The following is a 20,610-nucleotide window of genomic DNA, read 5'->3' as shown; positions in this document are numbered from 1 at the left end:
TTGGGAACGTACCCCGTGGGACCGTGGGAGAACGACAATGGAACTCGATATCGTAGCGCTTTCGCGCTTCCAATTCGCGCTGACGGCGCTCTACCACTTCCTGTTCGTGCCCTTGACGCTCGGCCTGTCCGTGCTTCTGGCGATCATGGAAACCGTCTATGTCATGACCGGCCGCCAGATCTGGCGGCAGATGACGAAATTCTGGGGCACGCTGTTTGGTATCAATTTCGTGATCGGCGTCGCCACCGGCATCGTCATGGAATTCCAGTTCGGCATGAACTGGAGCTATTACAGCTATTATGTCGGCGACATCTTCGGGGCGCCGCTGGCGATCGAAGGCCTGATGGCCTTCTTCCTGGAGGCGACCTTCGTCGGCCTGTTCTTCTTCGGCTGGGACAAGCTGTCGAAGGTCGGCCATCTCGTCGCCACCTGGGCGGTGGCGCTCGGCTCGAATTTTTCCGCCCTCTGGATCCTGATCGCCAATGGCTGGATGCAGAACCCGGTGGGATCGGCGCTCAATCCGCAGACGATGCGCATGGAGATCACGAGCTTCTTCGACGTCGTCTTCAACCCGGTCGCCCAGGCGAAATTCGTCCATACGGTGTCGGCCGGTTACGTCTGCGCCTCGATCTTCGTGCTCGGCGTCTCGGCCTGGTATGTGATCAAGGGCCGGCATATCGAGCTTGCCAAGCGCTCGATGACGGTCGCCGCCTCCTTCGGCCTCGCCTCGGCGCTCTCGGTCGTCGTGCTCGGCGACGAGAGCGGTTATCTCGCCACCGAAAACCAGAAGATGAAGCTCGCCGCCATCGAGGGCATGTGGAAGACCGAGCCGGCGCCGGCCGCCTTCACCGCCTTCGGTTTCCCGGATCAGCAAGCGCGCGAAACGCATTTCGCCGTGCATATTCCCTGGGTCATGGGCCTGATCGGCACACGGTCGCTGACAACGGAAATCCCCGGTATCGACAAGCTCGAACAGCAGGCCGAAAGCCGCATCCGCGACGGCATCAAGGCTTACGACGCGCTGATGCAGATCCGTGCCGCACCCGCACAGGATCAGGTGGCGCAGGAAGTGCGCAGCTCGTTCGAGGATCTCGGCCATGATCTCGGTTACGCGCTGCTTCTGAAGCGCTATGTCGACGATCCACGCCAGGCGAGCGACGCGCAGATCGTCCAGGCCGCGCGTGACACGATCCCGCACGTGCCGACGCTCTTCTGGTCCTTCCGCATCATGGTCGGTCTCGGCATCTTTTTCATCCTCTTGACCGCCACCTTCTTCTGGCTGTCGGCGCGCCGCCATCTCGACAAATATCCGCTGCTGCTGCGGATTGCCGTGCTGGCGATCCCGCTGCCCTGGGTCGCGATCGAACTCGGCTGGGTTGTCGCCGAGTTCGGCCGCCAGCCCTGGGTGATCGAAGGCGTGCTGCCGACGGCGGCCGCCGTCTCCAGCCTCGGGGCCAGCACCGTGCTTCTGACCATCATCGGTTTTGGCGCGCTTTATACAGTGCTGATCGTCATCGAGATGAGCCTGATGATCAAGGCGATCCGCCAAGGGCCGGAACCGGACGACGAGCCGGAAGCCCGTCTGATTTCCGAAACCCTCGTCCCGGCCGCGGAGTGACCTGCCATGATCCTTCACGAACTCATCGACTATGAAACCCTGCGTCTCATCTGGTGGCTGCTGCTCGGCGTGCTGCTGATCGCCTTTGCGACGACGGGCGGTTTCGATCTCGGCGTCGGCACGCTTCTGCCTTTCGTCGCCAGGACCGATACGGAACGGCGGGTGGCGATCAACACCATCGGGGCCACCTGGGAAGGTAACCAGGTCTGGCTGATCCTCGGCGGCGGCGCCATCTTCGCCGCCTGGCCGCCGCTCTATGCAGTCTCCTTCTCGGGCTTCTACCTGGCGATGTTTGCGATCCTCTTCGCGCTTATCCTGCGCCCGGTTGGTTTCAAATACCGGTCGAAGCGGGACAGCGCCCGCTGGCGCAACGGCTGGGACTGGGCGCTCTTCATCGGCGGCTTCGTGCCGGCGCTGATCTTCGGCGTTGCCGTCGGCAATGTGCTGCAGGGCGTGCCCTTCCGCTTTGCCGACGATATGCGGATCTTCTACGAAGGCTCGTTCTTCGCCCTGCTCAACCCCTATGCGCTGCTTTGCGGCCTGCTCTCCGTCGCCATGCTGACGATGCACGGTGCGGCCTGGCTGGTGCTGAAGGCGAGTGGACCGGTCGCGGAGCGGGCCAGAAGTTATGGCAGTCTCGCCGCTCTTGCCGTCATCGTGCTTTTCGCACTCGGCGGCCTCTTCCTGTGGATCGGCGTCGGCGGCTATCGCATCACCAGCGATATCAGTCCGATCGGTCCCTCCAATCCACTGCTGAAAACAGTGGCACTGGAGAAAGGCGCGTGGCTGACCAACTACACCGCCCATTCCTGGATGATCATCGCACCCGTGCTCGGCTTCGTCGGCGCGGCACTGGCCTTCATTGCCATGCGGGCAAAGCACGAGGTCATGACGCTGCTCTTCAGCAAGGTGGCGATCCTTGGCATCATCTCCACGGTCGGCCTATCGATGTTCCCGTTCATCCTGCCCTCCTCGCTCGATCCGCGATCGAGCCTGACGGTCTGGGATGCATCTTCCAGCCATATGACGCTGTTCATCATGCTGGTGGTGACGGTGATTTTCCTGCCGATCATCTTTGCCTACACTGCCTGGGTCTACAAGGTTCTGTGGGGCAAGGTCGACGAAAAGTCCGTCACCGACAAAAACAGCCACGCTTACTAGAGCGGTTCTGCTGAACCGCTCTAACCTTTTGTTTTGACGCAATTCCGGACGGAAAACCGCTTCGCACTTTTCCTGGAATTGCTCTAAGGGAGACGAAACGATGTGGTACTTCGCATGGATCCTCGGCCTGCCGTTGGCGGCCGCCTTCGCCGTCCTCAATGCCATGTGGTATGAGCTGATGGATGATGCCGCCAGGAAAAAGGCTTCCGAGCCGCGCTAGCAGAAAATGCCAAGAGCGCAGGTCAGACGCCGATCGCGCCGCCGCGAGGGTCAAGGCGCATTGACTTCGCCTGGGTTGGGTTACCGTGTAATTCACTGTATTACGGAGCGACAAATCATGTTGAACAGTGAAAAATCTCAAGTTTCTCTGAGGCTGCCGACGTCGCTGGTTTCGGAGTTTGATCGTATCGCCGCAATTCTCGAACGTGATCGTACCTGGGTAATGCAGAAGGCGCTCAGCCAATACCTTGCAACTGAGGGGGCCGAAATCCTTGCAGATGCTCAAGGTCTCGATGAACTGGATCGCGGGGACAGTGTCGATCTGGAGGACGTGCTTGAGAAGGCGCGGACAATCGTCGATGCCGCTGAATATCGATGCCGTATGCGGGTGGGTTGATGCCTCGTGTTCGCCTTTCCAAAAGTGCAGAACGCTGGTTCTTGAGCAAGGTTGCCGAAATCGCAGAGGTTAATCCAGCCGCCGCAAGGAAACTCGTTGAACGCCTGGAAAGGCAGAGAGACCTTCTTTCATCTTTCCAAATGACTGAGAGGGGAATCCTGGACGGAACGCGTAAGGTTAGTATGCCTCCCCTCGTGCTCACAATCCGCTCACGAGACGGCATTGTTGAGATTGCGGCAATCAGAGATGCACGGCAGAAGGATGCTTACGCTCCAGTCGAGATGCTGCCCGTAGACGACGATGAAGCCCCCCAGGCGCGGCACCCCTGATAACCGAGGTTACAAGGGGTGCTGATGGAGCAATGGGTTTTAGCTGGGCGAGTGGGTTGGCGGCTTACACCGCGCCCTTTCCTTGCTTTTTCAGCCTTCCAGCCACTTCACCTCTTCAGGAGTCAGCCGGATGTCGAGCGCCGAGAGACTGTCTTCCAGCTCGGCGACGGTGCGCGGCCCGATCAGCGGAATGACCGGGAAGGGCTGGGCGATCACATAGGCGAGCGCGATATGGATCGGATTGCGGCCGAGCTTGTTGGCAAGCTCGATGGCGCGGTCGCGGCGTCCGAAATTGCGCTCGGAATACCAGACGCGCACAATCTCCTCGTCATCCTTCTTGTCGCGGCCGGCACGGTCGGTAAAGAAGCCGCGGCCCTGGCTCGACCAGGCAAAGTTCGGGATCTGCTTTTCGTTCAGCCACGTCTTCCAATCGTCGTCGGAGGCGGCTACGCAGCCGGCCCAGATCGGGTCGAGCATCTCGGCGAGCGAGAAGTTGTTGGAGAGTGCTGCCGGCGCCGTCTTGCCTGATTTTTCGGCATAGGCGATCGCCTCGTCGAAACGGGCGCGCGTCCAGTTCGAGCCGCCGAAGATGCCGCGGATGCGGCCGCGCTTGACTTCTGCATCCATGGCATCGACGAATTCGCTGACGGGCACGTCGGTATTGTCGCGATGCATGAAATAGATGTCGACATAGTCGGTCTTCAGCCGGGCGAGAGACTGGTCGAGCTGCTTTGCGATCATGTCGGGATAGCAGAGCGGCGAATGCGCGCCCTTGCCGATCAGCACGATCTCCTCGCGCGGCACCTTGCGGCTGGTGTGCCAGTCGCCGAAGATCGCCTCCGTCTTGCCGGCGCCGTAGACAAAGGCGGTGTCGAAGGCATTGCCGCCGGCTTCGTAGAAGGCGTCGAGCGTCAGCGAAGCAGAAGCGAAGTTCGGGAAGAACTCGAAGCCGAGCGTCACGACCGAGGCAGGCTTGGAAATGCCGGGAATCTGACGCTGCGGAATGCTGTTGCCCCGCTTGACGGTGCCGCCCGATATGTTGGCCGTGCGCTTGACGGCTTTCTCCACGCCATATTCGAGACCGACCGAGGCGCGCCATTGGTCGAGCACGCGCAGGTTTCCGATCGAATCCGCCCAGCTCATGCCGGGAGAGCTGAACTCGGTTCTGCCGGCGCGGATGGCATCGCCTGCCGCGTCCGCCTCGAAGGAATAGAGCCAGCGGTCTTCCTTGACCTCGACGGTCTCGCGGCTGCCGCCTTTGAAGATTTCGATCTTGCCGACGCCGCCCTTGTGGCCGGAGGCGAACCAGAAGTCGGCGACCTCGATCCGGCCTTCGGAGCCGATGATGCGCAGAACATTGTCCTGCTGCGCCATGATCGAGCAGGAGACTTCGGCGATGATCTCGTTCGGGAATTTGAGCACGGCAGAGGCCCATTCGTCGACGCCGCTCTCACCGAGATGGGCAACGCCCGAAACTTTCTCCGGTTCGAGGAAGGCCTTGCCCTCTGCCGCACCGGCGATCAGTCTCGCCATCGAGACCGGGTAGCCGCCGACATCGAGAATGCCGCCGCCGGCGGTATCATTGGCAAAAAGCCGGTGTTCCGGCCTGTAGCTGCCCATGTTGAAGCCGAAGCTCGAGCGGATGATGCGGACGGTGCCGATGACGCCGCTCTTGATCAGTTCGACCAGTTTTTCCGTCTGCGGATGCACGCGGTACATGAAGGCCTCGCCGGCAAAGACGCCGGCCTTCTTCGCTTCGTAATAAACAGCTTCGGCATCATAGGCCGACAGCGCGATCGGCTTTTCGACAAGAATATGCTTACCGGCGCGCGCGGCCTTGATCGCCCATTCGGCATGACCGGTGTGGGGCACGGAAATATAGATCGCATCGACCTCGGGGTCGGAAAGCAGCGCTTCGTAGCTGTCGACGATGCGGGCGCCGGGGAAGTTTTCGGCAAGGCCAGGCTTGGAAGGATTGCGGGTGGCGATCGCCACCAGCTTGCCGGTGCGCGAATGGGCGACGCCATCCGCAAAGGTGCGGGCGATGGTGCCGGGGCCGATGATGCCCCAGCGGATCGGTTGATCGGAAGTCATGGAAACCTCTTTCGTCTTTCTGCCTTGGGATTGCGGTTTAGCGAAGCCGTTTGCCGGCGCCGTCGAAAAGGAATGTGCGGCTTGCGGGAAGGCCGACGGTCAGCGTCTCGCGGTTGCCTGTTGTGCGCGATTCCGGCCGCTCGATGATCAACTGCTCGCTGCCGACGGCGGCATAGATGTAACTGGTATTGCCGAGATGCTCAGCGACGTCGATGGCGACGGTGAGATCGGCATCCCCAGCACCCGCATCGACGAAATGTTCCGGACGGATGCCGAGCGTCACTTTCGCACCGGCTTCGACGCCATCGGCGATGGGCAGGGACAGGCGTGTGTTGCCCTCGCTCTCCAGCGCAATCACTGCCCTGCCCGGCTGCGTCTCGACCACCACGGCCTTGAGGAAATTCATCTTCGGCGAGCCGACGAAGCCGGCGACAAACTGATTGGCGGGATCGTCGTAGAGATCGAGCGGCGCGCCGATCTGCTCGATATTGCCGGCGCGCAGCACGACGATCCTGTCGGCGAGCGTCATCGCTTCCGTCTGGTCATGGGTGACATAGATCATCGTCGTGCCGAGCTGCTTGTGCAGCCTTGATATTTCGACGCGCATCTGCACGCGCAGTTCGGCGTCGAGGTTCGACAGCGGTTCGTCGAACAGGAAGACCTCGGGTTCGCGCACGATGGCGCGGCCGATCGCGACGCGCTGGCGCTGCCCGCCGGACAGCTGCTTCGGCCGCCGCTTCATCAGCTCGTTGATCTGCAGGATCTCGGAGACATGGCGCACACGCCGCTCGGTGTCGGCCTTCGGATTGCCGTTCATGCGCAGGCCGAAGCTCAAATTCTCCTCGACGGTCAGGTGCGGATAAAGCGCATAGGACTGGAACACCATGGCGATGCCGCGGTCGGCCGGCTCGACGTCGTTGACGACCCGTCCGCCGATCCGAAGCTCGCCTGAGGTAATGTCCTCGAGACCCGCGATCATCCTCAAGAGCGTGGACTTGCCGCAGCCGGAAGGACCGACGAAGACGACGAATTCGCCGTCCTTCACCTCCAGATTGGCGCCGTGGATGATCTCGAAGCCGCCGAAGCGCTTGATGATGTTGGTGAGTGAAAGCTCTGCCATGCGGCCTCCCCGATTATTTGATTGCGCCGGCCGCGATGCCGGCGATGAAATGGCGCTGGAGAGCCACGAAAACGACGAGGATCGGCGCCGTCAGCAGCACCGCGCCGGCCATGATGCCGCCCCAGGAGACCTTGGTCAGGCCGATCAGCGTTCCCAACGCCACCGGCGCCGTCATCATTCCCGGTTTGGAATTGATCAGCAGCGGCCAGAGGTAGTTATTCCACGAATGAAGGAAGAGAATGATTGCCAGCGCCGCCATGGTCGGCCGCGCCAGCGGCAGGGCGACGCGCAGGAAGATCTGCCATTCCTTGACGCCTTCGACACGGGCCGCATCGAAAAGCTCGCCCGGCATCATCGAGAAGGATTGCCGCATGAACAGCACGCCGAGCGAATTGAAGAGCGGCGGCACGATCAGCGCCACCCAGGTGTTGGCGAGCCGGAACTCGCGCGCCACCATGATGAATTGCGGGATGACGACCACCGAGAAAGGCAGCGTGATCGTGCCGAGGATGATGGCGATGACGACGGAGCGACCGACGAAACGGTAACGCGCCAGCGCCCAGCCTGCCATCGAGGTCAGCAGTACCGACAGGAAAGTATAGATCAGCGCTACGCCGACGGAGATCGTCATTGCGCCGATGAAATCGGTATCGGCCTGCAGATTCTTGAAGTTCGCGACGAAGTTGGTCGACGGCCAGAGCACGATTTCTGGGCTGAAGATACCGTTGTCGGGCATTGTGGAGAAGACGAACATCATCCACAGCGGAAACAGCCAGATCAGCGCGAGCGGCGCGAGCACGGCGTGCAGCGCGATCTGGCGCATAAGGAGGGATTGCGATTTGGATTTCATTTTGGATCCCTCCCGACCCACAGATTGAGAAGCGAGATGACCACGGCAATGGCCGCCATCGTATAGGCGATCGCCGAGGCATAGCCGAAGTTCAGCGAGGTGAAGCCCTGGCGGTAAAGGAAGAGGCCGAGTGTTTCCGTGCCGCCGCCCGGACCGCCGCGATTGGTGATAAGGAAGGGCTCGGTGAAGAGCTGCATGGTGCCGATCACCGAGAGCACGACGCAGAAGAGGATGATCGGCTTCAGAAGCGGCAGGGTGATATGAAAGAACTGCTGCACCTTGCCCACCCGGTCGAGTGTCGCCGCCTCGTAGACGTCCTCGGGAATCGATTGCAGGCCGGCAAGGATGATGATGGCGTTATAGCCCGCCCAGCGCCATGTGACGGCAAGGATGATCAGCGCCATGGCGGCATTGGCATTGTCGAACCACGATATCGGGCTGAGGCCGACGGCGGAGATCAGCTTGTTGATGATGCCGAAATCGAGGCTGAACATCAGCCGGAACACGGCGGCATAGGCGACCTCGCCGACGACGACGGGTGCAAAGAAGGCGAAACGGAAAAGCGGACGCGCTTTCAGCAGCGGCGAATTGAGCAGCACCGCCATGACGGTCGCAAGCGCGATCATGACGGGCACCTGGATCACCAGGATGATCAGCGTGTTGTAAAGAGCGTTATAGAAGGCCGGGTCGTAGAAGAGCCGGCCCCAATTCGCCTGGAAACTGTATTTCCACGGATTGATACGGGTGTTCTGAAAGGAAATCAGGAATGAATCGATGATCGGCCAAACCCAGAAGGCGGCAAAGACCAGCAGATAAGGGGCGAGGAACGCATAGGCGCTCCGGGTTCTGAACGGCATCGGGCCTTCTCCTCACAATGAACGGAAAGCCGGGCGCCTGAAGCGCCCGGCATCGTCATTCATTGCGCGACCGGGAGGCCGGTCGCCGAAGCGATCTGCTTGGCGGCGTCGTCGAGAGCAGCCTTCGCGTCGGGGTAGCCGCCGGCGAAGAACTTCGTCTGCGTTGCCTTGAAGATGGCTTCGGCATCGCTCTGGAAGGCGGTGCCGCGGCTCGGCACGATCTTCGGCAGCGTCGCCAGGATATCGGCCCAGACCTTCTGGCCGCCCCAATAGGGCTGCGGCTCGTTGACGAAGGGATCTTTCTCGGCCTCGAGCAGCGACGGAACCAGGCCGAATTCCTTCAGCATGGTGACCTGCCCCTCGGTCGTGCCGAGGGCGTAGTTGACGAATTTCCAGGCGGCTTCCTTATTGGCGGAGGTTGCCGAAATGGCGAGCGACGAGCCGCCGAGATTGGCCGCATGCGGGCCATCGGCCGTCAGGCTCGGCATCTTGTAGACGCCCCATTTGCCCTTGAGATCGGGTGAGGTCGAGCGCACGGTGCCCTCATACCAGCCGCCATAGAGCTGGCTCGCCGCCTTGCCGGCGGTATTGGCCTGGATCTTTTCGTCCCAGTTGGCAGCTGTCAGCGTGCCGGCATCCTTCATCTCCTTCACCTTTTGCAGCGAGGCGACGCAGGCCGGCTGGTTGATGGTGATGTTCTGGCCGTCGGTCGAGAAGTAGCCGCAGCCCTGCTCGTTGGCGATCATGCGAAACCATTCGCTGTCGCCGTTGAAGTCTGCCTGGGCCATGACGGTGCCGGGATTGGCGGCGGAGATCTTCTTGCCGGCGGCGATGAAATCGTCCCAGGTGCTGATCGTGCTCGGATCGACGCCGGCCTTTTCGTAAAGGTCGCGACGATAGAAGACGGCGACAGGGCCGGAATCCCACGGCATGGCATAGGCGACATCGCCGACCTCAAGCTCGGTGCGCTTGAAGTCGGGGAATTTTGCCTGGATATCTGCGGTGTAGCCAAGCTCCTTCAGATTGGCGAAACAATCCGGGAAACGGCTCCAGAAGATTTCAGCTTCGAAATTCTCGATGCTGACGATATCGGGCAGGCCGTCGCCGCCGGCAGCGCAGGCAGCCAGCGTCTTGTCGAAGACCTGGCTGTTTCCAAGGTCCTCGACGGTCACCTTGATATCGGGGAATTGTTTGTTGAAGCCCGGAAGCGTGGACTTCAACGCCGATGCGGCGACATTCCAGCTCCAGATGGTCAGATTGGCCGACTCAGCGAAGGCGGAGCCGGAAGCAAGCAGTGCGACAGCTGCGGTCGCAGCGAGAAGTTTGAAGCGCATTGAAAATCCTCCCTTTTCAATTGCCGATCTTTCACGAACGCGGTTAGACTATCCGTAAGGGAGCGGCTGTCTCCTAAAAAGGGAACATGGATTTGGCGGAAAGTAAGGTCGGCACGAGTGCAATCTATCAGCCCGGCGCAAGCAGCATCGAGGGTTCGCCAACGGCGCTGCAGATGTTTCATGCCCATCCGCTCGTCATGGCCATGCCGCACTGGCATGCGCAGGTCGAGGTCAACTACGTCATGCGTGGCACTGTTCATTATCGGATGAGCGACCACGAATTCCGGCTGAGCGCCGGTGAAATGTGCCTGTTCTGGGGTGGGCAGCCGCATCAGATGGATGAATCCTCGGATGATTCGCTCTATGCCGGCGCCCATCTGCCGCTCATTTATTTCTTCCGGCTGCGTCTGCCGATCAGCGTTTCCAGCCGGCTGATGAAGGGCGAGACGCTGCTGACCTCGGCAACGGATGCCGCCGACAACGAGAACTTCGCCCGCTGGTTCCGCTATGCCAAGTCCGGCGATGCCGCCAAGGCCCAGCACGCCGTCGACGAACTGCTGCTGCGCATCGAGCGCATCGCGCTCGAACCCTATTCGATGACGACGTCGAAGACGGCCGTCAGCCTGGAAGGCGATCAGCCGCATCCGAATTCCTCGCGCAGTGTCGCGCGCATGTGCGATTTCATTGCCGCCAATTTCCTGCAGGACATCGATTCGGTCGATATCGCCCGCGCCGCCGATCTGCATCCGAAATATGCGATGAACCTGTTCAAGCGCTCGACCGGCATGACGCTCAGCAAATACGTAACGCTGCTCAGGCTGTCGCGGGCCCAGGCGATGCTGATGAGCGAAGGCGCCAATGTGCTGCAGGTGGCGATGGACAGTGGCTTCGGCTCAATCAGCGCCTTCAACAAATCCTTCCGGCATATCGCCGGCATGTCGCCATCGGACTTCCGCCGCGATATCCGTCTCGTGACGACAATTCCCGCCGGTGCCTTCCGGAACTGACATCCAGCTCTGCGACGATTTATCGTTTTTCGGCGAGTTCGATCTGGATGCCGTCGGGGTCGCGGAGGAAGGCGACCTTGTGCAGTACCTCGGCATTGATCGCCAGGCGCGGCCGCTCCTTAATCTCGACGCCGGCCTTTTCCAGCCGGGCGAAGGTCTCATCGACACTGTCGAACAGGAAGGTCAGATGCCGCAGGCCGGCTGTTCCCTCCGGCACATCCACCGCCCTTGCCGCACCGCTCGCCGGCGCGACGATTTCCAGCATGCCGCCGCCGGCATCGAGAAAGGCGATCTCTCCGCCGTCGGCCATGACCTTGCGCAGATGCAGGCTGAGGCCGAGTAGGCCGCAGTAGAAATCGACCGTGCGGTCCATGTCGCTCACCGTCATGCCGACATGCTCGAAGGATTTCAGCATGGAGCGCCCTCCCCTGTTTAGCCCGCAGCCGGGCGCCGTTCTTCTTCCGGAAGCCAGGAGCGATAGAGCGGATGATCGGCGGCGATCGGCATCGGCGTCGGCCGGCCGATGCGCTGCGAGAAATAAGCGGCAGTCACCAGCTCCAGCGAATTGCGGGCATCCTGCAGCGTCACCGGTGGGTCGGTGTCCTCGACGATCGCCTTGTGGAAGAGCTCGAACTGACGGGTGTAGCCATCCTCGCCGGGCACATAGGCGGCAAGTGCCGCGTCGATCCGTGCCTGATGTTCCTCTGTCCCGGCGATGAACGTCCACGGATCACGGCCCATCGTATAGGGTTCGATGATGCTTTCGGCGACAATGTCGTTGAAGCAGAAGCGCAGCCGCGAGATTTCCTTGCGCGAACCGAGCGTCATCGACAGCGTCGCCAGCGAGCCGTTCTGCATCTTCACCGAAAGCGCCGCCGTATCTTCGACCTGGATCGGATTGACCAGCGTCGCGCCGTAGGAAAACACCTCGGCGCAGGGGCCGTGCACATAATTCAGCATGTCATGGGCGTGGATGGCATGGCCGAGAAGGCCGCCGCCGAGTTCGGTCGCCCATTTGCCGCGCCACGGCACGGCATAATAGTCCGGGCCGCGCCACCAATGCGTTTCGATCGTCGTCAGGAACGGCTTGCCGGCGAGGCCTTGCTCGATCAGCAGCTTCAGCTTCTGCAGGCCGGAGCCGTAACGATACTGGAATATCGGCATCAGCTTTCTGCCGGGGAAACGGGCGAGGATGCGGCCCATCTCGTCGACCTCTGCGATCGAGCCGAAAAGCGGCTTCTCGCAGATCACATGCTTGCCTGACACGATGCCCTTGCGGCAGAGTTCGAAATGCGAGCTCGGCGGCGTCGAAATGTCGATGATATCGAGATCGTCGCGGGCAAACAGCGAATCCGTATCCTGCGTATATTCGGCAATGCCGTATTCCTCGCACAGCGCTTTGCCGCGCTCCTCATCGAGCGAGCAGAGAACGGGAACCTCGAAGAGATCCTTGTTCCAGCCGAAGCCGGCCAGATGCCGCGCGGCAATGCCTGCGCCGATGACGCCGACGCGCAATTTCCTGGTCATGATATCCTCCTCAGCGAGCGCCGATGCGCGCGGCTTTCGTCTGGGCTTCGAGCGAAAGGCGGCAGACTTCGAAAACGTGATCCTGCGTCATCGCAGTCTCTGTGCGGTTTGCGACGTCGGCGGTGAAAGCATCGAAATAGTCGAGCTTTTCATCGCTGCAATCGATGTGGGTCATTTCCTTGCCGTTGACGAGGAAGAGGTGATCCTTGCCCGGCCGGCCGGCGATATCGATATATTTGCGCAGCTCGATATAGCCTTCAGTGCCGAGGATGGTCAGGCGCCCGTCACCCCAGGTCGGCAGCGCCTCCGGGGTGAACCAGTCAACGCGGACATAGCCCGCAGCCTTGTCGGAACGCAGCAGCACCTCGCCGAAATCCTGGAAGGCGGGTTTGTCGGGCATGCCGAAATTGCCGATCGAGCTGGCGATGACCTCGCCTGCGGTCGAGCCGGTATAGAACAGGAACTGGTCGACCTGATGCGAGGCGATGTCGACGATGATGCCACCGAAGGCTTCCGGGTCGAAGAACCAGTCCGGCCGGGTCGGCAGCTGCAGCCGGTGCGGACCGACGCCGAGCGTCTGGATCACCTTGCCGATTGCGCCTTCCTTGACCAGCTTGCCGGCTTTGACGGCGGAGCGCACGCAGTGACGCTCGGAAAAGCAGATCGAGAAGATCTTGCCGGTTTCGGCAACGGTGCGCTTGACCTCTTCGAGTTGGGCAAAGGTCGTCACACCGGGCTTGTCGGTCATCACGTCCTTGCCCGCTTTCATCGCGCGGATGGCAAGCCCGGCGCGGTCACGCGGGATCGCGGCAATGCAGATGACGTCAATCGACGGATCGGCAAATAGTTTTTCCCGGTCGATCTGCGGGGCATCGGGATAGGTCTTCTCGAAGGCTTCCCGTAATGCCGGCACGGAGGTCTGCGGGCAATAGCCGACAAATTCGCCGCCCGAGGCAAGCAAGCCCTTCACGTGATCGAACGTATGCCCATGGTCGATTCCGACGACGGCAAATCTCAACATCGCTGCAATATCCTCCTGGGATTTTCGTAAGCCCGGCTGCGGCCGGCATCCTCCATATCGGGCAAAACAGATAACGAAAGCTCGCGCCTGTCAAGGCAAGGTTGAGGATGAAATCATCCATGACGCAAATTAAATATATGAAATATAACGATTATTTTGTATCTAAATAGTTATTTTGTGGCCTTTCCATGATTTGGAATTCCGCCGAAAGGCGCCGTTCGATCCGATCCGGCGAAAGTCTTTTTCCCCGATGTAGCTTGTCCGATCCCAATGAATGTGATCGATTTCAGCCGCCGCCGGGCTGGAGGGTGGCAACAATCTCTAAATTCTTTCAAGAGCGCTCCCCGCTTGCCTGTACCGGAGGATCACTATGTCTCATCCCCTTCTCGATGCTGCCGCTTCGGGTGGCCTTTTTGTCGGCCGCGTTTGGAATCCCGAGGTTGCCGGCCCGAGTGTCGTAACGCTTCGGGAGGGCCTGCTGGTCGATATTACCTCGTGCGAGGCGCCGACGCTGAGCGCCCTACTTGAGAGAGAGGATGCCGCGGGCTTCGTTCGCGCGGCAGGCGGCAAGGCGGTCGGCTCGCTCGAAGAGATCGCCGCCAACAGCACCGGAGCGCCGGACGAGGCCCGTCCTTTTCTGCTTGCGCCCGCCGATCTGCAGGCGGTCAAGGCCTGCGGCGTCACCTTCGCCCAGTCGATGATCGAGCGCGTCATCGAGGAGAAGGCAGCCGGCAATCCGGAGCGTGCCGCCTCCATCCGCGAGCGCGTCAGCACGCTGATCGGCGGCAGTCTCACCAATCTCAAGGCCGGTTCGCCGGAAGCCGCCAAGGTCAAGCAGGCGCTGATCGACGAGGGCATGTGGTCGCAATATCTCGAGGTTGGCATCGGCCCCGATGCCGAAGTCTTCACCAAAGCGCCGGTGCTCTCCTCGGTCGGCTGGGGTGCCGATGTCGGCCTGCATCCGATCTCGACCTGGAACAATCCCGAGCCGGAAATCGTGCTTGCGGTCAACAGCCGCGGTGAGATCAAGGGGGCGACGCTCGGCAACGACGTCAATCTGCGCGACGTCGAGGGCCGCTCGGCGCTGCTGCTCGGCAAGGCCAAGGACAACAACGCCTCCTGCTCGATCGGCCCCTTCATCCGCCTGTTCGATGCCGGTTACGGCCTGGATGATGTGCGCAAGGCCGAACTCGACCTGAAAGTCACCGGGCAGGACGGATTCGTGCTGCACGGCAAGAGTTCGATGGCACAGATCAGCCGCGACCCGACCGATCTCGTCAAGCAGACGGTCGGCGCCCATCATCAGTATCCCGATGGTTTCATGCTCTTTCTCGGCACGCTGTTTGCGCCAACGCAGGATCGCGACGCCCCAAAGCAGGGTTTCACCCACAAGATCGGCGATGTCGTCGAGATCTCCTCGGCAGGGCTCGGCAAGCTCGTCAACACCGTGCGGCTCTCCACCGAATGCCCGCCCTGGACCTTCGGCATTTCGGCGCTGATGCGCAACCTCGCAAAGCGTGGATTGCTGTAAGCTACTGGTTTCGTCGCCTGCCCTGTAAGAGATCCAAGACGGAGTTTGCCGCTTCGAGGACATTCGTACCGGGGCCGAACACGGCGGCAACGCCGTGTTCGTGCAAGAAGTCATAGTCCTGCCGGGGAATAACGCCGCCGCAGACGACGATGATATCGTCACCGCCCTTTTCCCTCAGCCTGTCGATCAGCTGCGGCAGCAGCGTCCTGTGACCTGCCGCGAGTGACGAGACGCCAACGACATTGACCTTTTCGCCAAGCGCCATCTCAACAGCCTCATCCGGCGTCTGGAACAGCGGACCGGCGAGCACATCGAAGCCGATATCGCCGAAGGCGGAAGCGATCACTTTGGCGCCCCGGTCGTGCCCATCCTGGCCGAGCTTGGCGACCATGATTTTCGGCCGGTGCCCCATCGCTTCCGTCACCTCCGTCATGCGTCCCTTGAGGACGGCGAGTTCCGGCTCGTTGTCATAGGCCTCGCCATAAACGCCGGTGATGACCTCAGGTGTCGCGGCATGGTCGCCGAAGGCTTCGCGCATGGCATCCGATATTTCACCGACGGTGGCGCGGGCCCGCGCCGCTTCGATGGCGGCTTCCAGCAGGTTGCCGCGCCCGCTGCGGGCGATCTCCGCCAGGGCGGCCAAGGTCTCGCGCACGGCGTTGCCATCGCGGCGGCGCCTGGTTTCCTCGATCCGTTTGATCTGTGCGGTGCGCACCGCGCTGTTGTCGATTTCCAGAATGTCGATCGGCTGTTCGTTGTCGAGCCTGTAGCGGTTGACGCCGACGATGACCTCCTCGCCCTTGTCGACGGCTGCCTGGCGACGCGCCGCTGCTTCCTCGATCAGCCGTTTCGGCAGGCCGTCATTGACGGCCTTTGTCATGCCGCCAAGGGCTTCCACCTCCTCGATCAGCGCCCAGGCCTTGTCGGCAAGCTCCTTCGTCAGGCTTTCGACGTAATAGGAGCCGGCGAGCGGATCGACCACCTTGGTGACGCCGGTTTCGTGCTGGAGGATGAGCTGGGTGTTGCGGGCGATGCGGGCGGAAAATTCCGTCGGCAGCGCGATCGCCTCGTCGAAGGAATTGGTGTGCAGCGATTGCGTGCCGCCGAGCACGGCCGACATGGCCTCGAAGGCGGTGCGGATGATGTTGCTATAGGGGTCCTGCTCCTGCAACGAGACGCCCGACGTCTGGCAATGGGTGCGCAGCATCAGCGAGGCTGCCTTTTTCGGCTGGAACTCCTCCATAATCCGGCTCCACAGCAGCCGGGCGGCACGCAGCTTCGCCGCCTCCATGAAGAAGTTCATGCCGATCGCGAAGAAGAACGAAAGCCGTCCGGCGAAATCGTCGACATTGAGCCCTTTGGCGATCGCCGCCCTGACATATTCGCGGCCGTCGGCCAGTGTGAAGGCGAGTTCCTGCACGAGCGTCGCACCGGCCTCCTGCATGTGATAGCCGGAGATCGAAATCGAGTTGAATTTCGGCATCTCCCTTGCGGTATATTCGATGATGTCGGCAACGATCCGCATCGAGGGTTCCGGCGGATAGATATAGGTGTTGCGGACCATGAACTCCTTGAGTATGTCGTTCTGAATTGTGCCGGAGAGCTCGGCCCGCGGGACGCCCTGCTCCTCGCCGGCGACGATGAAGGAAGCGAGGATCGGGATGACGGCGCCGTTCATGGTCATCGATACCGACATGTCGCCGAGCGGAATACCGTCGAACAGGATTTTCATGTCTTCGACACTGTCGATTGCCACACCGGCCTTGCCGACATCGCCTTCGACGCGGGGATGGTCGCTATCATAACCGCGATGGGTGGCAAGATCGAAGGCGACCGACAGGCCCTTCTGGCCGGCGGCGAGGTTGCGGCGATAAAAAGCGTTCGACGCTTCCGCCGTCGAGAAGCCGGCATATTGGCGGATCGTCCAGGGCCGGCCGGCATACATCGTGGCGCGCGGGCCGCGGGTGAAGGGGGAAAAACCGGGAAGTGAGCCGAGGTGCTCGGCGCCTTCGATATCCTCGGCCGTATAGAGCGGCTTGACGGCAATGCCTTCCGGGGTTTGCCAGGTCAGCGTTTCCGGCGCGGCGCGCAACTCCTTTTGCGCCAGTTCTGCCCAATCCGACAGCGTCTTTTTCGTCATGCCTTTCCTCCGGCTTATTTCACCCGCACCCTACCATTTCACAGGATCGCCGTGCGATACAAATCCTTGATTTTTATTCCGAGCTCTGGATCCGTCCGATGAAGACAATGCAGATCTATGCCTTCGACATGAATTGCGTCGGGCATATCAATCACGGCCTGTGGACGCATCCGCGCGACCGGTCGGTGCATTATACCGATCTCGACTATTGGACGGAGTTTGCCGAGACCGCCGAGCGCGGCAAGCTGGACGGTATCTTCCTCGCCGATATCGTCGGCGTCTATGACGTTTATAAGGGCAGCCCGGCGCCGGTGATCGAGACGGCGGCGCAGATCCCCGTCAATGATCCGTTGATCCCGATTTCGGCGATGGCCTATGTCACGAAACACTTAGGTTTCGGCGTGACCGTCAACACCACCTACGAGCCGCCCTTCCTTCTGGCGCGGCGCATGTCGACGCTCGATCATCTGACCAAGGGGCGGATCGGCTGGAACATCGTCACCGGTTATCTCGACAGTGCCGCCCGAAGCATGGGTTTCGAGAAGCTGCCGGAACATGATGCGCGTTACGACGCAGCCGAGGAATATCTGGAGATCGTCTATAAGCTCTGGGAAGGCAGCTGGGATGACGATGCGGTCTTGGGCGACAAGGCGGGCGGCATTTACGCCGATCCGTCGAAAGTGCGCGCCGTCAGCCACAAAGGTCAATATTACCGGATGGAGGGCATCCACCTCTCCGAACCCTCGCCACAGCGCACGCCCCTGCTCTTTCAGGCCGGCGCCTCCGCACGTGGTCAGGACTTTGCCGCCCGCCACGCCGAATGTGTCTTCCTCGCCGGCCCGAACCCTCGGGCAGTGAGGCCGACCGTCGATGCGTTGCGGGCGAAGGCGGCGGCATTCGGCCGCGGCGCCGATGCATTGAAGATTCTGAGCCTGATCACTATCGTCGTCGGGCGGACGGAAAGGCAAGCGCAGGACAAACTGGAGGATTATCGCCGCCATGCGAGCGTCGAGGCCTCGCTTGCGCATTATTCGGCGTCCATCGGGATCGATTTTTCGAAGTATGACTTGGATGACATCATCGACCAGAGCTCCACGAACGCCAATCAGTCGGCGCTTGCGGCCATCACCAAGCAAGCGGCAAAGCCGGTGACGAAGCGAGAGATCATCGACCAGATGGTCCTCGGCAACCGGATGAAACCGATGGTGGGTTCGCCGGAGCAGATTGCCGATCATCTTCAGACATGGATCGAAGAGGGCGATATCGACGGCTTCAACCTGGCGCGGACGGTGGCGCCGGAGAGCCTGCGTGATTTCGTCGACTTGGTGGTGCCGGTGCTGCAGGAGCGCGGCCTCTTCAAGACGGATTATGCGGAAGGGCCGTTGCGGCAGAAGCTCTTCGGCGGCGGCAACGGCAGATTGCCGGCCGCTCATCCCGCCGCGCGCTTCCGCCGCTGACTATCTCCGGTCCAGTTTGGCGACGAGCCGGTCGCCAAACCACTGAATGCCGCAGACGAGGACGATGAGCACGGCCACCACCGCGATCATCACGCTGGTTTCGAAACGCTGATAGCCATAGCGGATGGCGAGATCGCCGAGGCCGCCGGCGCCGATTGCGCCGGCCATCGCCGAAGCGCCGATCAACGTCACCAGCGTGACGGTGAAACCGGCGACGATGCCGGGCAGTGCTTCGGGCACCAGCACCTCGCGGATGATCGTCCAGCGGTTGCCGCCCATGGCGCGCACCGCATCGATCAGCCCGCGGTCGACTTCGCGCAGCGACACTTCGGCGATCCGGGCGTAATAGGGCGTCGCAGCGATGGCGAGCGGCACGATGGCCGCCCAGGTGCCGAGCGCCGTGCCGACGATCAGCCGCGTCAGCGGGATCAGCGCCACCAGCAGGATGATGAAGGGCACCGAGCGGAAGCCGTTGATGACGGCGCCGAGCCCGCGGTTGATCCAGAGGTTTTCAGCGATGCCGCCGCGTGCCGTGACAACAAGAGCCAGGCCGAGCGGCAGGCCGGCGACGAGCGAGATCACGCCCGAGGCGACGGTCATCAGGATCGTCTCCCACAGCGAGCGGATCAGCAGTTCAAGCATGATCGGTGTCATAACCCAGCACCTCCACCCGGGCGGACCGGGCCGTCAGAAATTGTTCGACCTTTCCGGCAAGCGCGGGGTCGCGTGCGGGAACGGCGATGAAGAACCGCGCCACCGGCTGGTTCTGGATGTGGTCGATGCCGCCATGGACGAGGCGGAAGGAATGCGGCAGCGCCGCCGAGAGTTCGGCAAACAGCGCGCCCTGCGCCTGCGGCCCGGCGAGATCGACACTGAGGATCGCCTCGCTGCCCGTCGCCGACAGCCGTCCGGCGATGTGATCGGGCAGCTGCGGGCGGATGCTGCCGAGCAGGCTCCGGGTGATGGTTTCTCGCGGATCGACAAAAACCGACCAGACTTGCCCCTCCTCGACGATCCGCCCGGCATCGATGACCGCGACGCGATCGGCGATGCCGCGCACCACTTCCATCTCGTGGGTGATCAGCAGAATGGTCAAGCCGAGCTTGCGATTGATATCCTTAAGCAGCGCCAGGATCGACCGCGTCGTTTCCGGATCGAGCGCCGATGTCGCCTCGTCGGAGAGCAGCAGCGCCGGGCGTGCCGTCAACGCACGGGCGATACCGACGCGCTGTTTCTGGCCGCCTGATAGCGATGAGGGATAGGCTTTCGCCTTGTCGGCAAGGCCGACGAGATCGAGCAGTTCATGCGCTCGTTTCAACCGCTCGTTCCTGGCGACGCCCGCGATCTTCAGCGGCAGCGCGATATTCTCCTCGACGGTCTTGGCGGACAGCAGGTTGAAATGCTGGAAGATCATGCCGATGCGGCGACGCAACGGCTGCAAGTCCTGTTCCTGAAGTCTGGTGATATCGCGGCCCTCGATCAGGATCTCGCCGCTGTCGGCACGCTCCAGACCGTTCAGGCAGCGGATCAGCGTTGATTTTCCGGCGCCGCTGCGGCCGATGATACCGAGGATCTCACCCCTCTTCACCGTCAGCGAAATACCGTCGAGCGCGGGCGTGGCTCCGAACCGCCGCTTCACGTCGGTCAGCCTCACCACCTCTTCGGCCGCCGCTTGCGGCTGGGTCTCGATCGCTGTGGCGGAAACAAAGGAATTCATAGGCTTTTCCTTACAAATACCGAAGCCGATCCGGGCAAGGAATGCCCGGATCGGCTCTCTGCAGGCCTTAGAGCCTTTCCGGGTTAGATTACAGCATTCTGTTGGCTCAAACGGAGTCGGATGGTCGACCGGCCGGCGCGCGTCGTAGCCCGGCTCTACGGCCAAGCCGGCCGGTCGATCAGCCGGCCCGTTTCAGCCAACCCGAAGGGCCGGGCATCTTTCCGCCAGGAT

The 20,610-nt window shown here is 61.7% G+C and carries 19 protein-coding genes; 8 read left to right on the top strand and 11 right to left on the bottom strand.

Features of this window, described 5'->3' with window-relative positions:
- Positions 1 to 37 precede the first annotated feature (37 nt).
- The 5 genes from CO666_RS25810 to CO666_RS25790 all read left to right on the top strand — a co-directional run bounded on the left by CO666_RS25810 (position 38) and on the right by CO666_RS25790 (position 3,724).
- Positions 38 to 1,618: a cytochrome ubiquinol oxidase subunit I gene (locus tag CO666_RS25810; protein WP_097614884.1), complete on the top strand. Its 1,581-nt coding sequence runs from the start codon at positions 38 to 40 to the stop codon at positions 1,616 to 1,618.
- Positions 1,619 to 1,624: 6 nt separating this feature from the next.
- On the top strand, positions 1,625 to 2,779 hold the full coding sequence (cydB, locus tag CO666_RS25805; protein WP_097614883.1) for a cytochrome d ubiquinol oxidase subunit II: 1,155 nt from the start codon (positions 1,625 to 1,627) through the stop codon (positions 2,777 to 2,779).
- A 100-nt stretch (positions 2,780 to 2,879) separates the two neighbouring features.
- Complete coding sequence (gene cydX / locus CO666_RS25800) at positions 2,880 to 2,999, top strand: cytochrome bd-I oxidase subunit CydX (protein WP_097614882.1); 120 nt, start codon at positions 2,880 to 2,882, stop codon at positions 2,997 to 2,999.
- A 117-nt stretch (positions 3,000 to 3,116) separates the two neighbouring features.
- A complete protein-coding gene (locus CO666_RS25795; protein WP_097614881.1) occupies positions 3,117 to 3,395 on the top strand; it encodes a CopG family ribbon-helix-helix protein in 279 nt (92 codons plus the stop codon).
- 41 nt (positions 3,396 to 3,436) lie between these two features.
- Entirely contained in the window at positions 3,437 to 3,724 is a 288-nt protein-coding gene (locus CO666_RS25790; protein ID WP_245436866.1) for a type II toxin-antitoxin system RelE/ParE family toxin, read from the top strand.
- Positions 3,725 to 3,814: 90 nt separating this feature from the next.
- Here CO666_RS25790 and CO666_RS25785 read toward each other — a convergent pair whose 3' ends face one another.
- The 5 genes from CO666_RS25785 to CO666_RS25765 are packed head-to-tail and all read right to left on the bottom strand — an operon-like array spanning position 3,815 to position 9,979.
- Positions 3,815 to 5,818 carry an aldo/keto reductase gene (locus tag CO666_RS25785; RefSeq protein ID WP_097614880.1) on the bottom strand — a complete coding sequence of 668 codons (2,004 nt, stop codon included), beginning with the start codon at positions 5,816 to 5,818 and terminating at the stop codon, positions 3,815 to 3,817.
- A gap of 37 nt (positions 5,819 to 5,855) precedes the next feature.
- Entirely contained in the window at positions 5,856 to 6,938 is a 1,083-nt protein-coding gene (locus CO666_RS25780; RefSeq protein ID WP_097614879.1) for an ABC transporter ATP-binding protein, read from the bottom strand.
- 13 nt (positions 6,939 to 6,951) lie between these two features.
- Entirely contained in the window at positions 6,952 to 7,788 is an 837-nt protein-coding gene (locus tag CO666_RS25775) for a carbohydrate ABC transporter permease (protein ID WP_097614878.1), read from the bottom strand.
- Positions 7,785 to 8,645 carry a carbohydrate ABC transporter permease gene (locus CO666_RS25770; RefSeq protein ID WP_097614877.1) on the bottom strand — a complete coding sequence of 287 codons (861 nt, stop codon included), beginning with the start codon at positions 8,643 to 8,645 and terminating at the stop codon, positions 7,785 to 7,787. Before CO666_RS25770 ends, CO666_RS25775 begins: the two co-directional genes overlap by 4 nt.
- A gap of 59 nt (positions 8,646 to 8,704) precedes the next feature.
- Entirely contained in the window at positions 8,705 to 9,979 is a 1,275-nt protein-coding gene (locus CO666_RS25765; protein WP_097614876.1) for an extracellular solute-binding protein, read from the bottom strand.
- 86 nt (positions 9,980 to 10,065) lie between these two features.
- Here CO666_RS25765 and CO666_RS25760 point away from each other — a divergent pair, with 86 nt between their 5' ends.
- A complete protein-coding gene (locus CO666_RS25760) occupies positions 10,066 to 10,986 on the top strand; it encodes a helix-turn-helix domain-containing protein (protein WP_097614875.1) in 921 nt (306 codons plus the stop codon).
- 19 nt (positions 10,987 to 11,005) lie between these two features.
- On the opposite strand, the gene CO666_RS25755 is transcribed toward CO666_RS25760, so the two are convergent.
- From CO666_RS25755 to CO666_RS25745, 3 genes are read right to left on the bottom strand one after another with little or no spacing between them, the layout of a single operon-like run.
- On the bottom strand, positions 11,006 to 11,401 hold the full coding sequence (locus CO666_RS25755; RefSeq protein ID WP_097614874.1) for a VOC family protein: 396 nt from the start codon (positions 11,399 to 11,401) through the stop codon (positions 11,006 to 11,008).
- A 17-nt stretch (positions 11,402 to 11,418) separates the two neighbouring features.
- A complete protein-coding gene (locus tag CO666_RS25750) occupies positions 11,419 to 12,513 on the bottom strand; it encodes a Gfo/Idh/MocA family protein (RefSeq protein WP_097614873.1) in 1,095 nt (364 codons plus the stop codon).
- Positions 12,514 to 12,523: 10 nt separating this feature from the next.
- On the bottom strand, positions 12,524 to 13,534 hold the full coding sequence (locus CO666_RS25745) for a Gfo/Idh/MocA family protein (protein WP_097614872.1): 1,011 nt from the start codon (positions 13,532 to 13,534) through the stop codon (positions 12,524 to 12,526).
- A gap of 370 nt (positions 13,535 to 13,904) precedes the next feature.
- Here CO666_RS25745 and CO666_RS25740 point away from each other — a divergent pair, with 370 nt between their 5' ends.
- Positions 13,905 to 15,065 carry a fumarylacetoacetate hydrolase family protein gene (locus CO666_RS25740; RefSeq protein WP_097614871.1) on the top strand — a complete coding sequence of 387 codons (1,161 nt, stop codon included), beginning with the start codon at positions 13,905 to 13,907 and terminating at the stop codon, positions 15,063 to 15,065.
- A gap of 1 nt (position 15,066) precedes the next feature.
- Here CO666_RS25740 and scpA read toward each other — a convergent pair whose 3' ends face one another.
- Positions 15,067 to 17,205: a methylmalonyl-CoA mutase gene (scpA, locus tag CO666_RS25735; protein WP_097614870.1), complete on the bottom strand. Its 2,139-nt coding sequence runs from the start codon at positions 17,203 to 17,205 to the stop codon at positions 15,067 to 15,069.
- 98 nt (positions 17,206 to 17,303) lie between these two features.
- On the opposite strand from scpA, the gene CO666_RS25730 reads away from it, so the two are divergent.
- The gene (locus CO666_RS25730) at positions 17,304 to 18,662 is read left to right on the top strand and encodes an LLM class flavin-dependent oxidoreductase (protein ID WP_097614869.1); all 1,359 of its coding nucleotides are present in this window, start codon (positions 17,304 to 17,306) and stop codon (positions 18,660 to 18,662) included.
- Here the strand turns inward: CO666_RS25730 and CO666_RS25725 are convergent, their stop codons facing one another.
- Positions 18,663 to 19,316, bottom strand: a complete 654-nt coding sequence (locus tag CO666_RS25725; RefSeq protein WP_097614868.1) for a methionine ABC transporter permease — start codon at positions 19,314 to 19,316, stop codon at positions 18,663 to 18,665.
- Positions 19,297 to 20,379 (bottom strand): methionine ABC transporter ATP-binding protein, encoded by a 1,083-nt coding sequence (locus CO666_RS25720; RefSeq protein WP_097614867.1) that lies wholly within the window; start codon positions 20,377 to 20,379, stop codon positions 19,297 to 19,299. The genes CO666_RS25725 and CO666_RS25720 overlap by 20 nt, the downstream gene beginning before the upstream one ends.
- Between the last annotated feature and the right edge of the window lie 231 nt (positions 20,380 to 20,610).

The organism is Rhizobium chutanense (assembly GCF_002531935.1).
GTDB lineage: Bacteria > Pseudomonadota > Alphaproteobacteria > Rhizobiales > Rhizobiaceae > Rhizobium > Rhizobium chutanense.
Note: the sequence above shows the minus strand (reverse complement) of the source record. Positions and strands in the feature narration are given on the sequence as shown.

Excerpts from the sequence above, each read along its gene's own strand:
- CO666_RS25810 (WP_097614884.1), top strand. The coding sequence starts at position 38 with ATGGAACTCGATATCGTAGCGCTTTCGCGCTTCCAATTCGCGCTGACG.
- cydB (WP_097614883.1), top strand. The coding sequence starts at position 1,625 with ATGATCCTTCACGAACTCATCGACTATGAAACCCTGCGTCTCATCTGG.
- cydX (WP_097614882.1), top strand. The coding sequence starts at position 2,880 with ATGTGGTACTTCGCATGGATCCTCGGCCTGCCGTTGGCGGCCGCCTTC.
- CO666_RS25795 (WP_097614881.1), top strand. The coding sequence starts at position 3,117 with ATGTTGAACAGTGAAAAATCTCAAGTTTCTCTGAGGCTGCCGACGTCG.
- CO666_RS25785 (WP_097614880.1), bottom strand. The coding sequence starts at position 5,818 with ATGACTTCCGATCAACCGATCCGCTGGGGCATCATCGGCCCCGGCACC.
- CO666_RS25780 (WP_097614879.1), bottom strand. The coding sequence starts at position 6,938 with ATGGCAGAGCTTTCACTCACCAACATCATCAAGCGCTTCGGCGGCTTC.
- CO666_RS25775 (WP_097614878.1), bottom strand. The coding sequence starts at position 7,788 with ATGAAATCCAAATCGCAATCCCTCCTTATGCGCCAGATCGCGCTGCAC.
- CO666_RS25770 (WP_097614877.1), bottom strand. The coding sequence starts at position 8,645 with ATGCCGTTCAGAACCCGGAGCGCCTATGCGTTCCTCGCCCCTTATCTG.
- CO666_RS25765 (WP_097614876.1), bottom strand. The coding sequence starts at position 9,979 with ATGCGCTTCAAACTTCTCGCTGCGACCGCAGCTGTCGCACTGCTTGCT.
- CO666_RS25760 (WP_097614875.1), top strand. The coding sequence starts at position 10,066 with ATGGATTTGGCGGAAAGTAAGGTCGGCACGAGTGCAATCTATCAGCCC.
- CO666_RS25755 (WP_097614874.1), bottom strand. The coding sequence starts at position 11,401 with ATGCTGAAATCCTTCGAGCATGTCGGCATGACGGTGAGCGACATGGAC.
- CO666_RS25750 (WP_097614873.1), bottom strand. The coding sequence starts at position 12,513 with ATGACCAGGAAATTGCGCGTCGGCGTCATCGGCGCAGGCATTGCCGCG.
- CO666_RS25745 (WP_097614872.1), bottom strand. The coding sequence starts at position 13,534 with ATGTTGAGATTTGCCGTCGTCGGAATCGACCATGGGCATACGTTCGAT.
- CO666_RS25740 (WP_097614871.1), top strand. The coding sequence starts at position 13,905 with ATGTCTCATCCCCTTCTCGATGCTGCCGCTTCGGGTGGCCTTTTTGTC.
- scpA (WP_097614870.1), bottom strand. The coding sequence starts at position 17,205 with ATGACGAAAAAGACGCTGTCGGATTGGGCAGAACTGGCGCAAAAGGAG.
- CO666_RS25730 (WP_097614869.1), top strand. The coding sequence starts at position 17,304 with ATGAAGACAATGCAGATCTATGCCTTCGACATGAATTGCGTCGGGCAT.
- CO666_RS25725 (WP_097614868.1), bottom strand. The coding sequence starts at position 19,316 with ATGACACCGATCATGCTTGAACTGCTGATCCGCTCGCTGTGGGAGACG.
- CO666_RS25720 (WP_097614867.1), bottom strand. The coding sequence starts at position 20,379 with ATGAATTCCTTTGTTTCCGCCACAGCGATCGAGACCCAGCCGCAAGCG.